This is a genomic window from Parendozoicomonas sp. 209JJ7-1 (assembly GCF_058147085.1).
The window spans coordinates 86,155-99,163 of sequence record NZ_JBYVJU010000002.1 but is presented as its reverse complement, the minus strand read 5'-3'; the positions used below and the strand labels follow the sequence as shown (position 1 = coordinate 99,163).

Below are 13,009 nucleotides of genomic sequence, written 5' to 3'. Positions count from 1 at the left end.
GGATGACTACTTTCCTCTATTACCTTCGGCGTTTTTTTGGCCTGTCTCTCATTTGGTAATTTTTCATCATCTCCCTCTCCCTGTCTGCACGCATTTTTCCAGATAAACCTCTGGCAAGGGAAACAGCTGGTTTTGAAACAGCCTCCAGGCTTGCTTCGGGAGCAGAATAGGGTACAGGTGCGGGGTCAGGCTGATGTCTTTGCTCATCATCCACCGCCGCTTTTTTAGCTGGAGGCGGCAGGGTATGAATCTCAATCTGCTCCCTGCTACTTGATCCATCGTCAGCAGAGGCAGGATGTTTTCCAAACCTTGAGGTTACAGCCGAACAGGCATGAAGAATTAAATTCCCCCCTCCCTTAAAAACGGAGAATATTTTCTCTCCGTCCATATCATTGGCCCATAGAATCCCGGTTCCTGCTGCAATTCCCCCGGTAACAAGTGGGTTCCCAAGAACTGCTATTTCGATTCCACCCAGGCCAGCAATATACCAGGCTGCTAATGTAACCCCACCGATGACCACCGTTCTTTTAAAGTGTTGCCGGAGCAAATCCATACTAAGCATCCCGGCCCCTGCCATAAAAACCTTATCCAGATGTTCCTTTTCAATAAACCAGAAAGAACCTCCAACATAAAGCAGGGTATAAAGGGTACCGGTACTGTCCTGAAACTCTTTTCCTACCTCTCCGGCAAGATTGACGACATGTGCGGATTTAGAATCAGGAGAGTGTCGATGAAGGGTATTGAGCTTATAAAGAATCTGGGCAACCAGCCCTCCACCAATGGCCCCTCCCAGGGGGCAGCCAAGAACAGTTCCTGTTGCAAAGCCCAGAATCTGCCCCACACACCTTGCCCCCTGAAGGGCCGGGTCACGGCTACAGGAAGCGCCACTGACAAGCCCGAGGAGCGGCACAAAGTAATCGTCATACCTCCCCGCGCCGTTCCAATGAATGGCCGCTGTAGCCGCGGCACAGCTAATGCCATTAACACACTTCCCTTGCCAGGAATCCCAGAATGCCCGGTGGGCCGGCACAAACGGGCCACTCTCCTCTTTCAGGGTCCACAGCTTCTGGGCAGTACCTTCCGTATTGGTTAAAAAACACTCCGGCCCCAGGGGGTCTATCGAAGTATTCTTCGGATAGCAGGGGCCATGGACAAGATAGGAAATCACTCGCCCCTGTTTGGTTTTGCAGACCATTAAGCCATGGGTAAACTTTCTGTCTGATCGACAAAGCTTTTTATAGAAATCTATTTCTGCCTTGTGTCGGCTCACTTTGGTTTCATCAAACTGATAGGTTGCGATTGCGCAAAGTAGAGTTTTTGCTTCCTTTTGTTTCACTTCACGAAAATTTCGTTCCATCAACAACCTGGCACCAAGGAAACAATCCTCTCTGGCTATTCTTTGCTGCTCTTCGATTGAGGGCAGGGGAGCATCGGCTTTTAACAGAGCATCTATATAATCCTGATGACAAGAAGGTCTCAGAACCTTCTCCAAAATGGTTAATCCGCTTGTAGCACTCCTTTCATGAACAAATCGTTCAAAATTCTTTTTCACGTATGAATGATTCTTATGGGCCTCAACCAGCTCATCCAGTTTTTTTATCTCCTCAGCACTCAGGTTATTCTCAACAACGTTTTTAAGTGCTTCTGCATTTTCTTTCGAAGATACTTCCCCCACACAGATCCAGAACTCACCACTTTTATTAAGCTGGCATGCGCGTTCGGATAAACCTCTGACAACATAGGGAGCGACAGGTGTATGACTGGTCAGCAACCTGCGGAGTTTTCCTTCTGAGCCATAGCCACTAAGAGATTGACAGGTGATCTGGTCCAAAACATCCGGGTGGGCATTCTGTAAAACGTTATCTGTTATACATCCAGTACTGGACAGCAAATTCTGCCCAAGTCCTGTAAAACCCTCCTGCTGGCCGAGAACCGCCTCTGCAGTACGTCCTGCTGCACGTACCGTTCTCCCTCCCCAGCTCAGAACTTCCGTATGCTCCATACCCATTGAAAACGCAGCAGCCCCGGCACAAACAGGTCGCGCCCCGAACATAAGCGGATGACTCATAGATTTATCCCCAGAAGCAGAAATGCCGCCAAAATACTGGCCTGCTATAGGGAAAACACTGACAACACCGGCAGCACCAATAACGTTACACCTGACCCTGTGGTTACTGATACCAACCTTTAACTGATAGAATTGCCTATGTGAAATGTGTACATTTTTCGTACAATGAAAGAAAACTGGCAAGAACTGCAGGGCTGAACGAATTTATGGCAAAACTGGAAATCCTTGAGTTTCCGGACCCCCGCCTGAGAGAGCAGGGACGGAAGGTTGACATGGTCGATGATGAGCTGCGGACCTTTATCGACGATATGTTTGAAACCATGTACAACAACGATGGTTGTGGTCTGGCCGCGACCCAGGTCAATGTGCAAAAGCGCATTTTCATTATGGATCTGTCCGCGGAAAGGGATGACCCGAAAGTCTTTATCAACCCGGAAATCACCCCGTTAACAGAAGAACCTTCCGAATTCTCTGAAGGCTGCCTGTCTGTTCCCGGTTTCTTCGAAAATCTGGAGCGCCCCAACCGTGTTTCCGTAAAAGCCCTGAATCGTAATGGTGAAGAGTTTGTAGAAGAGTTTGAAGGTCTGGCGGCGGTTTGTGTTCAGCACGAAAACGACCACCTGGACGGCAAACTCTTTGTGGATGAGCTGTCCAAGTTCAAGCGTGACCGTATTCGGAAAAGACTGGAAAAAGCCCACCGTCTCTCAAGCAAACAGTAATATTCCTCAAAACGGGCGGAGTTCTGCCTGCCCGTTTTTCCCTTTTCGCTCTGAGCAGGCGATAATTCAGTCTTTCATATATTTTTTATCCTATTTACCACAATCAACCGGATACCCATGAGCAAAGCGCTGCGTATTGTCTTTGCCGGCACCCCTGAATTTGCCGCTATTCACCTGCAATCCGTGCTCGACAGTGAGCATGAGGTTATTGCCGCCTACACACAGCCGGACCGTCCCGCCGGAAGAGGGCGCAAACTGACTCCCAGCCCGGTAAAAGCTCTGGCTCTTGAGCACGATATTCCAGTTTACCAGCCCAAATCCCTGCGTAACGAAGAAGCTCAGAAAGAACTGGCGGAGCTAAAGCCGGACCTGATGATTGTTGTGGCTTACGGCTTGCTCCTACCCACGGAAGTCCTGGAAACACCGGTTCATGGCTGCATCAATGTTCATGGTTCCATTCTTCCCCGCTGGCGGGGCGCAGCGCCTATTCAGCGGGCGGTAGAAGCAGGGGACAGCGAATCCGGCGTAACTATTATGCAGATGGATGAAGGTCTGGATACCGGCGATATGCTGCTGAAAGTCACCTGCCCGATAAGCTCCGAAGATACCAGCCAGGATCTTTATGACAGGCTCGCAGAACTCGGCGGCCCGGCCCTGATCAAAACCCTTGGTATGATCAGCGAGGGTACTCTAGAGCCTGAAGTCCAGGATAATGAACTGGCATCCTACGCCCACAAGATGACGAAAGAAGAAGGCCAGCTGGACTGGACCCGTTCCGCAAAAGAGCTGGACTGCCAGATTAGAGGCTTTAACCCCTGGCCCGTAGCCTGGATGATCCAGGATGTCTCTCAGCAGGATAAACGCACCCGTGTATGGCAGGCTGAACCTCTTTCCACCAGCACAGAGCAGCAGCCCGGCACTATTATTGACGCCACTAAAGCAGGTATTGATGTGGCCTGTGGCGAAGGTGTTCTTCGGTTGAAACAACTGCAACTGCCCGGCAGTAAGGCTATGGGCGTTCTGGATATTCTGAACAGCCGGAAAGAAATGTTTGCTCCGGGCGTGGTGTTGTCCTGATGGGTGGCCAATCTGCAACCCGACACTCTGTACGCCTTCAGGCGGCCCGTATTATTGCCAAAGTAATGAAAGGTGAGTCACTGGCCACAGCTCTGCCTGCGGCGGAGTCCAATGTAGAAGTACGGGATCAGGCCCTGCTTCGCCAGTTGTGTTACACAACATTGCGCCACTGGTTTTCCCTGAACAGCATTCTGGATCAGCTGCTTGGCAAACCCATGAAACCGAGGGATAACGATGTCAAAGCCCTTATGCTTGTTGGCCTGTGCCAGCTGTTTCATACCCGGATTCCCGCCCATGCGGCCATCAGCGAATCGGTAAATGTCGCTAAAGGTCTGAAAAAGAGCTGGGCCAGTGGCCTGGTAAACGCCATTCTCCGCTCTGCCCAAAGGGATGGAGAAAATCTGCGGAACACACTTTCAGATAACAGCCTTTCAGACAATGCAGCTATCAGCGAACTCCCTGACTGGCTTTACGGCAAGCTGGCCAAGTCCTGGCCGGAGCAGCTGGACAGCGTTATCACTGGTACCAACAGCCACGGCCCAATGACTCTGCGGGTGAATATCTCCAAAACATCTCGGAGCGAATATCTTCAGCAATTAAAGAACGCAGAGATTGACGCTAAAGAGTGCCGTCTCTCCAGCCACGGTATTCAGCTGGATGAACCTGTATCTGTAGATAAACTGCCCGGCTTTGCTGACGGCCTTGTCAGCGTTCAGGATGAAGCCGCCCAGCTTTCTGCTGATATGCTCGGTTGTCAGCCCGGAGAACGGGTACTTGATGCCTGCGCCGCTCCTGGCGGAAAAACCTGCCATTTGCTGGAAAGTACAGAAAACCTTCAGCTCACAGCCCTCGACCTTGAGCCCCAGCGCCTTGAGAGGGTAGAAGAAAACCTGAAACGTCTGCAATTACAGGCAGGCATTATTCAGGGGGATGCCAGCAAACCGGATGAATGGTGGGATGGGGAGTTATACGACCGTATCATTCTAGATGCTCCTTGCTCTGCCACAGGGGTTATACGTCGGCATCCGGATATTAAACTTCTGCGTCGCCCGGAAGATATTTCCCAGCTGAGAGAGTTACAGGGCAGTATTCTTGATGCTATGTGGAACCTTCTTAAACCCGGCGGCAAACTTTTGTACGCAACCTGTTCTATTCTGCCGGAAGAAAACAGCCGCCAGATAAAACAGTTTCTTGCCCGTACCGAAAATGCGGTGCAGGATACCCCTGACATGGCGTGCGGAATAAACACAGGCTATGGATTGCAGCTGTTGCCACAGGCAGAAGGTCATGACGGATTCTTCTATTGCCGGTTACGTAAACAGTCATAAGATGGTACTGAGCCTTTAAACCTGTTTAGGGAAAAAGGCCATAACCTAAAAGCCGGTGATACCGGCTTACGAGAATAACTGAGCTTGCATGAAGATTATTATTCTGGGTGCCGGGCAGGTCGGCGGCACACTGGCTGAAAACCTGGCCATTGAAGAGAATGACATCACCGTTGTGGATACCGATGTCGAGCGTCTGCGGGAACTGCAGGATCGCCTTGATATCCGCACTGTTCACGGTATGGCCTCATTTCCGTCGATATTGAAACAGGCCGGTGCCGATGATGCCGATATGCTGGTGGCCGTCACCAACAGTGATGAAGTGAATATGGTGGCCTGTCAGATCGCCTTCACCATGTTTCACACTCCCACGAAAATTGCCCGTATTCGGCAAACGGCCTACCTCGCCCGGTCGGGCCTTTTCAGTGAAGAAGCGTTCCCGGTTGATGTCCTGATTAGTCCGGAGCAAGTGGTTACCAACCATATTAAGCGCCTGATAGAGCACCCCGGCGCGCTGCAGGTTCTGGATTTTGCCAATGGCCGCCTGCAGATGGTGGCAGTAAAGGCTTACTATGGAGGGCCTCTGGTTAACCAGGAGCTGCGGACCATTCGGGAGCATATGCCTAATGTGGATACCCGGGTAGCCGCGATTTTCCGTCGAGGGAAAGCCATTACTCCGGAAGGGACAACTGTTATTGAAGCGGACGACGAGGTCTTCTTTATCGCTGACCGTCGCCATATTCGGGATGTGATGAGCGAACTGCGCCGTCTGGATCAGGACTATCGCCGCATTATTATTGCCGGTGGCGGTAATATCGGCCTGCGCCTGGCCCAAGCCATAGAAGACCGATACAACGTAAAAATCATCGAGCGCAATCTAAACCGCTGCCACCAGCTCTCCCAGGATCTGAACAAGACCATTGTCTTTAATGGCAATGCCTCTGATAAAGACCTGCTTCAGTCTGAAAGCATTGAAGGTACGGATATCTTCATCGCCCTGACCAACGATGATGAAGCCAATGTGATGTCCTCCATGCTGGCCAAGCGACTGGGGGCTCGCAAGGTTATGGCTCTTATTAATAACCCTGCCTATGTGGACCTGGTTCAGGGGGGGGAAATTGATATTGCCATCTCGCCCCAGCTGGTCACCATTGGCAGCTTGCTACGCCATGTAAGACGTGGTGACGTAGTTAATGTTCACTCTCTTCGTCGTGGCGCAGCTGAAGCCTTTGAAGCCATTGCCCACGGAGACAAGAACAGCTCACGGGTTGTAGGACGGGCTATTGGGGAAATTGACCTGCCTAATGGCACAACAATCGGAGCAATAGTCCGCAACGATGAAGTACTGATCGCCCACGACCATATCGCCATAGAAGCCGGAGATCACGTTATCTTGTTCCTGACTGACAAGAAGCGTATAACCGACGTAGAGAAGCTGTTCCAGGTAGGAATTGCCTTCTTCTAGGCTGCGAAAATCGACTTAAAGACACGCAATAATTTTAAGGAGCCCGGTCATAAACGGGCCACGAACTAATAAATAAAGGGGTTCAGGACGGTCTATGCACCCGTCGGTTATCTTTCGTATTCTGGGGGTATTGCTGGTGCTGTTCAGCCTGGCGAGTATTCCCCCCATGGTTGTAGCCTGGATCTACAACGAATCTGAAATCACCCTGTTTACCTATACCTTTGTTGTCACGCTGGGGACTGGCTTTGGCTGCTGGCTGCCTTTTTATAACACCCGCCATGAACTCCGACCTAGAGATGGCTTTCTGGTTACAGTGTTGTTCTGGCTGGTACTGAGCCTGTTTGCCTCTATTCCATTCCTGTTGATGGATATGCCGGAACTGTCTTTTACCGATGCGTTTTTTGAGGCTATGTCCGGCCTGACCACAACCGGAGCCACAATTCTTACCAATATTGAAAGCCTGCCTCGCTCTATTCTCTTTTACCGGCAGCAACTTCAATGGTTGGGGGGGATGGGCATTATTGTGCTGGCTGTTGCCATTCTTCCTATGCTTGGCATTGGTGGTATGCAGCTTTACCGTACAGAAGCCCCTGGTCCGGTAAAAGACAGAAAACTTACACCTCGTATTGCCGAAACAGCAAAAACTCTCTGGTACCTTTATCTGGTGATAACTATCGCCTGCGCTCTGGCTTACTGGGCAGCAGGAATGAATCTTTTTGATGCTATATCCCACAGTTTCTCAACGGTTGCGATAGGTGGATTCTCAACATACGACGCCAGTATTGGATGGTTCGATAATCCTTTAATTGAAGGAATTGCCATCTTTTTTATGGTTCTTTCGGGGATGAATTTTGCTCTGCATTACTTCGCATTGCACGACAAAGACCCTCTTTATTATCTGAAAGACCCGGAAGTACAGGCTTATCTGGGTATTCTGCTGTTTGTTGGCTTGATTACCGTGCTGGCGCTGCATTTTACCGATACCTATACAAACTGGGATGCACTACGTTACGGGGCTTTTCAGGTTGTTTCTGTTGCGACTACAACCGGATTTTCAATATCAGACTTTTCCCTATGGCCTATTTTCCTGCCCATGCTGCTGTTTCTCACCAGTTTCTCCGGAGCCTGCGCTGGCTCAACCGGGGGAGGGATGAAAGTTATTCGGATTATTCTCATATTTAAGCAGGGTTCCCGGGAGTTGAAACGCCTCATTCACCCGAATGCGATTTTTTCAATCAAGCTGGGTAAAAGAGCTGTTCCTGATCGGGTTGCAGAAGCAGTTTGGGGGTTCTTCTCGGCTTATATCTTCCTGTTTATTATTATGAATCTGGCGGTACTGGCTACAGGTGTTGATATTATTACTGCATTCTCCACAGTGGCTTCCTGCCTGAATAATCTTGGCCCTGCACTGGGCGAAGCTTCAGCAAACTACCAGAGCATGCCAGACACTGCCAAGTGGGTACTTTCTTTCGCCATGCTTCTTGGCCGACTGGAGATATTTACCCTGGTTGTGTTGTTTTCTCCGATGTTCTGGAGGCATTAACCCTTAATTCATCCTGATACCAACACTTCTGTGTACATTATCTGGCTGTCTATCCATACCCCGGACTTATCTGGGGTATAATCCCCCCAATTTTTGATCCGGCAGTCCTCATAGATACGAGGAGCTCCCAGTAAATCCAACCCGAGGTGGAACAGTGAGCAACCCGAACGCGCCCGATGTCAGTACTTTTCAGGGGCTGATACTTACCCTGCAGAATTTCTGGGCAAGCCATGGCTGCGTAGTGATGCAACCCCTGGACATGGAAGTCGGTGCGGGCACTTTCCACCCGGCAACCTTCCTGCGGGCTATTGGCCCGGAAAACTGGAACGCGGCCTATGTTCAGCCCAGCCGTCGCCCGACCGATGGCCGTTATGGCGAAAATCCCAACCGTCTGCAGCACTACTACCAGTTCCAGGTAGTCATGAAGCCCAACCCTTCCAACTTTCAGGAACTGTATCTTGAGTCCCTGAAAGCTCTGGGCATTGACCCTCTGGTTCACGATATCCGCTTTGTCGAAGACAACTGGGAATCTCCCACCCTTGGTGCATGGGGCCTGGGCTGGGAAGTCTGGATGAACGGCATGGAAGTGACCCAGTTCACCTATTTCCAACAGGCTGGCGGCCTGGAGTGTTACCCGGTAACCGGCGAAATTACCTACGGCCTTGAGCGTCTGGCCATGTATATCCAGGAAGTGGAAAGCGTTTACGACCTGGTCTGGGCCCGTGGTCCTCAGGGTGACGTGACCTACGGTGATGTGTTCCACCAGAATGAGGTAGAGCAGTCCACTTTCAACTTTGAGCACGCTGATACCAAAGTTCTGTTCGAGCACTTTGACTTCTTTGAACAGGAGTCCAAGCGTCTTGTGGAACTGGGCTTGCCCCTGCCAGCTTACGAGTACACCCTCAAAGCTTCCCACACCTTTAACCTGCTGGATGCCCGTCACGCTATCTCCGTGACTGAACGTCAACGGTTTATCCTCCGCGTGCGGACCCTGGCCCGTGAAGTGGCCAAGGCGTATTTTGAAGCCCGCAAGGCCCTCGGCTTCCCTATGGCCGATGAAGATATTAGAAATGAGCTTTTGAAAGACGAAAGCATGAAGCAGGAGGCCAACTGATGTCTACTCAGGATTTTCTGGTTGAACTGGGTACAGAAGAACTGCCTCCCAAGGCTCTTCGTAAACTCTCAGATGCCTTTACCGCAGGCATAATGAGTGGCCTTATTGATGCTGATATCAGTTTTGATATTGAAACTGCTCAGTCCTTTGCAGCCCCCCGTCGTCTGGCGTTACTACTGAAAAATGTTGCCACCTCTCAGCCGGACAAAAACGTCGAGCGTCGTGGACCCGCTGTTCAGGCCGCTTTTGATGCTGATGGAAACCCTACCAAAGCCTGCCAGGGCTTTGCCCGTTCCTGTGGTGTTGAAGTCGCAGACCTTGAGCGTCTGGAAACCAAGAAAGGCTCCTGGCTGGTTTACCGTTCCGTTCAGCAGGGCAAACCCACAACTGAACTGCTGGGTGATATTATTTCTGCTTCTCTGGACGCTTTGCCCATTCCCAAGCGTATGCGCTGGGGTAACACTCGTACAGAATTCGTACGTCCGGTCCAGTGGCTGGTGATGCTGTTTGGTAATGATGTTGTTGATTGTGAGATTCTCGGCCTGAAATCCGGCCGTGAGTCCCGTGGTCACCGCTTCCACCACAATGAAACCATTTCTATCCCGACTCCCACTGATTACCAGAGCCTTCTGCTGGATACCGGCTTTGTGGTGGCTGATTACGTTACCCGCCGCAACACTATTCGCGAACAGGTAAAAGCTGAAGCAGGGAAGCTTGGCGGCGTAGCCGTTATCGATGAAAACCTGCTGGATGAAGTGGCTTCCCTGAACGAATGGCCTGTGGCTCTGGCTGGCCGTTTTGATGATGCCTTCCTGGAAGTGCCTTCCGAAGCGCTGATCTCTTCCATGAAAGAGCATCAGAAGTACTTCCACGTGGAAAATGCCAAAGGCGAGCTGATGCCGCACTTTATCACTGTTTCCAATATCCAGAGCAAAGACCCGTCCCAGGTTATTCATGGTAACGAGAAGGTGATTCGCCCCCGTCTGGCGGATGCCCGTTTCTTCTATGATACCGACCGTAAAACAACCCTGGCCGCTAACCGTGAAAAGCTGAAGCCTGTTGTCTTTCAGAAAGACCTTGGTTCCATCTTTGACAAGACAGAACGTATCGCACGTCTGGCGTCATTTATTGCCAAAGAAGAAAAAGGTAACGAAGACAACGCCAGAAGGGCAGGGGAGCTGTGTAAATCTGACCTGGTATCCGAAATGGTGCTGGAGTTCACCGATCTCCAGGGCATTATGGGCATGTACTACGCTAGGAACGATGGCGAACAGGCCGATGTTGCTCTGGCACTGAACGAGCAGTATATGCCCCGTTTTGCCGGTGACGAGCTGCCTTCTACCCTGACCGGCAGCGCTGTCGCCATCGCAGATAAACTGGATACTCTGGTGGGTATCTTCGGTATTAAGCAACCGCCGTCCGGCAGCAAAGATCCATTTGCCCTCCGTCGTGCGACACTTGGCGTACTTCGTATCATTGTTGAGAAGAAACTTAACCTTGATCTGCGCACCATGATTATCGAAGCCATTGAAGGTTATAAGGCACAGGGCGTTGAACTGCCTGCTGGCACCGACCTGCCTGATACTGTTCTGGACTTTATGCTGGAGCGTTTCCGGGCCTGGTATACCGATGCCAATATTCCCGCAGAAGTTTTCCTGTCCGTAAAAGCCCTGAAACCTTCCCGTCCGTTCGATTTCGACCAGCGTGTCCAGGCAATTTCCGGGTTTATGGCTCTGCCGGAAGCTGCGGCTCTGGCCTCTGCCAACAAGCGGGTTTCCAACATTCTGGCCAAGGCTGGTGATGTTGTGATTCCGGATGTTGTTGACAGCAACCTGTTGAGCGAAACAGCAGAGAAAGATCTGAATGCTGTTCTGACCACCTGTAAAGCCGATGTAGACCCCCTGCTTAACCAAGGTGATTACAGCTCGGCCATGAACCGCCTGGCCAGCCTGAAAGAGCCGGTTGATACCTTCTTTGACCAGGTGATGGTGAACGTGGACGACGAGCAGATGAAAATGAACCGATACGCGTTGCTGCGCCAGCTACGCACACTGTTCCTGCATATCGCCGATATTTCTCTGCTCCAGAAGGGTTAGCCCGGATATTTCATAAATTGCCCCGAAGATCGCGTCGGGCCTTGTTGCTCTAAGGTGTTTGGCGAAGAAGCGCCGTACCGGGGTGTACGGTCGACTGAGTCAAATCTCCTTAGAGCGGCAGGGAACAAGCGAGATCGGGAGCATGTTTATGAAATATCCGGGTTAGTATTACGGTGGGAAAGTACACGGTAACAAAAATGTTAACAAAACCAACGGACTGTTGACTCTCTCCGGCCTGATAATACCCATTCAGGAAAAAGTGCGGCTCCGGTCGCACTTTTTCTTTATCATGTTCTCCGTGTGTTATTCAGGCTTTGATATCAATGAAGTTGATCATTCTTGATCGCGACGGTGTAATCAACGAAGACTCCGACAACTACATAAAATCTGTTGAAGAATGGCAGCCTGTTAAGGGAAGTATTGAAGCCATCGCCAAGCTTTCCCAAACTGGTTATTCAATAGCTGTTGCCACTAACCAGTCGGGGATTGGTCGTGGTTATTATTCTCTGGATACTCTGCAAGCCATGCATAATAAAATGCTTGCGCTGGTTGAGGAGGCCGGCGGCTCCATCGCCTGTATAAAATTCTGCCCCCACACCCCCGATGATCACTGTGCCTGCCGCAAACCTTTGCCCGGCCTTGTGCGCCAGATAGAACAGGAACTGTCCGTAAGCGCTTTCGGCGCCTGGTTTGTGGGAGATACAGCCAAAGATATGGACGTCGCCAGAACCTGTGGCTGCAAAGCGGTTCTGGTCAAAACGGGAAAAGGTCTCAAAACCCTCATGTCTTTTAATAACAGGGATAATATTCCCAACGATATTCATGTATTTGAAAACCTGCAGGATTTTGCAGATTTTCTGATCAGGGATGGAAAATGATAAAAACTCTTTTTTACGCTTTTAGAACCTTTGTCTTTTATATTTTATGGTGCGCGTGGACGATTCCCTGGTGCATACTCATTATTATCGCGGTGCCTTTTATCCCCATGCACTCCCGGCACAGTTTTTTTGTAAAAACCTGGGCCGATGTCAGCATGATGCTGTTGAAATACACCTGCGGCGTTACCTGGCGAGTTGAAGGACAGGGAAATATTCCAAACCATGCCTGTCTTGTGGCCAGTAACCATCAATCCCCCCTGGAAACTTTTCTTCTCCAGATTGTATTTTCACCCCAGTCAACTGTTATCAAGAAAGAGATTCTCTATATACCTTTCTTTGGCTGGGCCTTCACGCGACTGAATCCTATCGCTATAGACAGAAAAGATCGCCGCTCGGCTATGGGGCAGGTGAAAGAAAAGGGAGCCCAATGCCTGAAGGATGATTACTGGGTACTGATCTTCCCCGAAGGCACACGCCATCCCTGGCCTGAAGTAGGGCGTTTTACCCGAGGAGCCGCAGCGCTGGCTATCTATGCCGATGTACCGGTGCTACCTGTTGCCCATAACGCCGGACAGTTCTGGCCCGCCAACCGCTGGCTGAAAACCCCAGGTGAAGTTGTTATTCGCATTGGCCAGCCCATAAGTAGTGAAGGGGCCAAAGCGGTAGAGCTTACAAACGAGGTTCATAAGTGGATTATTGATAACCATCCCCACTGAGGCTTTCC

At 50.7% G+C, this 13,009-nt stretch carries 10 protein-coding genes; 9 read left to right on the top strand and 1 reads right to left on the bottom strand.

Annotated elements, in window-relative coordinates; all coding sequences use genetic code 11:
- Window positions 1-19 precede the first annotated feature (19 nt).
- The gene (locus tag ACY2RQ_RS02435) at window positions 20-2,068 is read right to left on the bottom strand and encodes a hypothetical protein (RefSeq protein ID WP_490111363.1); all 2,049 of its coding nucleotides are present in this window, start codon (window positions 2,066-2,068) and stop codon (window positions 20-22) included.
- A gap of 206 nt (window positions 2,069-2,274) precedes the next feature.
- Between ACY2RQ_RS02435 and def the strand changes: the two genes are divergently transcribed.
- From def to ACY2RQ_RS02390, 9 genes are all read left to right on the top strand, one after another.
- On the top strand, window positions 2,275-2,787 hold the full coding sequence (gene def, locus ACY2RQ_RS02430) for a peptide deformylase (protein ID WP_490111362.1): 513 nt from the start codon (window positions 2,275-2,277) through the stop codon (window positions 2,785-2,787).
- Window positions 2,788-2,904: 117 nt separating this feature from the next.
- Window positions 2,905-3,864 carry a methionyl-tRNA formyltransferase gene (fmt, locus tag ACY2RQ_RS02425; protein ID WP_490111361.1) on the top strand — a complete coding sequence of 320 codons (960 nt, stop codon included), beginning with the start codon at window positions 2,905-2,907 and terminating at the stop codon, window positions 3,862-3,864.
- Complete coding sequence (gene rsmB / locus ACY2RQ_RS02420) at window positions 3,864-5,192, top strand: 16S rRNA (cytosine(967)-C(5))-methyltransferase RsmB (protein WP_490111360.1); 1,329 nt, start codon at window positions 3,864-3,866, stop codon at window positions 5,190-5,192. The genes fmt and rsmB overlap by 1 nt, the downstream gene beginning before the upstream one ends.
- 88 nt (window positions 5,193-5,280) lie before the next feature.
- A complete protein-coding gene (trkA, locus tag ACY2RQ_RS02415) occupies window positions 5,281-6,654 on the top strand; it encodes a Trk system potassium transporter TrkA (protein WP_490111359.1) in 1,374 nt (457 codons plus the stop codon).
- 94 nt (window positions 6,655-6,748) lie between these two features.
- Window positions 6,749-8,197 (top strand): TrkH family potassium uptake protein, encoded by a 1,449-nt coding sequence (locus ACY2RQ_RS02410; protein WP_490111358.1) that lies wholly within the window; start codon window positions 6,749-6,751, stop codon window positions 8,195-8,197.
- A 154-nt stretch (window positions 8,198-8,351) separates the two neighbouring features.
- Window positions 8,352-9,311, top strand: coding sequence for a glycine--tRNA ligase subunit alpha (gene glyQ / locus ACY2RQ_RS02405; RefSeq protein ID WP_490111357.1), 960 nt, complete (start codon window positions 8,352-8,354; stop codon window positions 9,309-9,311).
- Window positions 9,311-11,407 carry a glycine--tRNA ligase subunit beta gene (gene glyS, locus ACY2RQ_RS02400; RefSeq protein WP_490111356.1) on the top strand — a complete coding sequence of 699 codons (2,097 nt, stop codon included), beginning with the start codon at window positions 9,311-9,313 and terminating at the stop codon, window positions 11,405-11,407. The genes glyQ and glyS overlap by 1 nt, the downstream gene beginning before the upstream one ends.
- Window positions 11,408-11,730: 323 nt before the next feature.
- A complete protein-coding gene (gmhB, locus tag ACY2RQ_RS02395) occupies window positions 11,731-12,285 on the top strand; it encodes a D-glycero-beta-D-manno-heptose 1,7-bisphosphate 7-phosphatase (protein ID WP_490111355.1) in 555 nt (184 codons plus the stop codon).
- Entirely contained in the window at window positions 12,282-13,001 is a 720-nt protein-coding gene (locus ACY2RQ_RS02390; protein WP_490111354.1) for a lysophospholipid acyltransferase family protein, read from the top strand. The genes gmhB and ACY2RQ_RS02390 overlap by 4 nt, the downstream gene beginning before the upstream one ends.
- Window positions 13,002-13,009: the final 8 nt, after the last annotated feature.

Coding starts and splice junctions, on each gene's coding strand:
- ACY2RQ_RS02435 (WP_490111363.1), bottom strand. CDS start 2,068: ATGAGTCATCCGCTTATGTTCGGGGCGCGACCTGTTTGTGCCGGGGCT.
- ACY2RQ_RS02410 (WP_490111358.1), top strand. CDS start 6,749: ATGCACCCGTCGGTTATCTTTCGTATTCTGGGGGTATTGCTGGTGCTG.
- ACY2RQ_RS02390 (WP_490111354.1), top strand. CDS start 12,282: ATGATAAAAACTCTTTTTTACGCTTTTAGAACCTTTGTCTTTTATATT.
- fmt (WP_490111361.1), top strand. CDS start 2,905: ATGAGCAAAGCGCTGCGTATTGTCTTTGCCGGCACCCCTGAATTTGCC.
- def (WP_490111362.1), top strand. CDS start 2,275: ATGGCAAAACTGGAAATCCTTGAGTTTCCGGACCCCCGCCTGAGAGAG.
- gmhB (WP_490111355.1), top strand. CDS start 11,731: ATGAAGTTGATCATTCTTGATCGCGACGGTGTAATCAACGAAGACTCC.
- rsmB (WP_490111360.1), top strand. CDS start 3,864: ATGGGTGGCCAATCTGCAACCCGACACTCTGTACGCCTTCAGGCGGCC.
- trkA (WP_490111359.1), top strand. CDS start 5,281: ATGAAGATTATTATTCTGGGTGCCGGGCAGGTCGGCGGCACACTGGCT.
- glyS (WP_490111356.1), top strand. CDS start 9,311: ATGTCTACTCAGGATTTTCTGGTTGAACTGGGTACAGAAGAACTGCCT.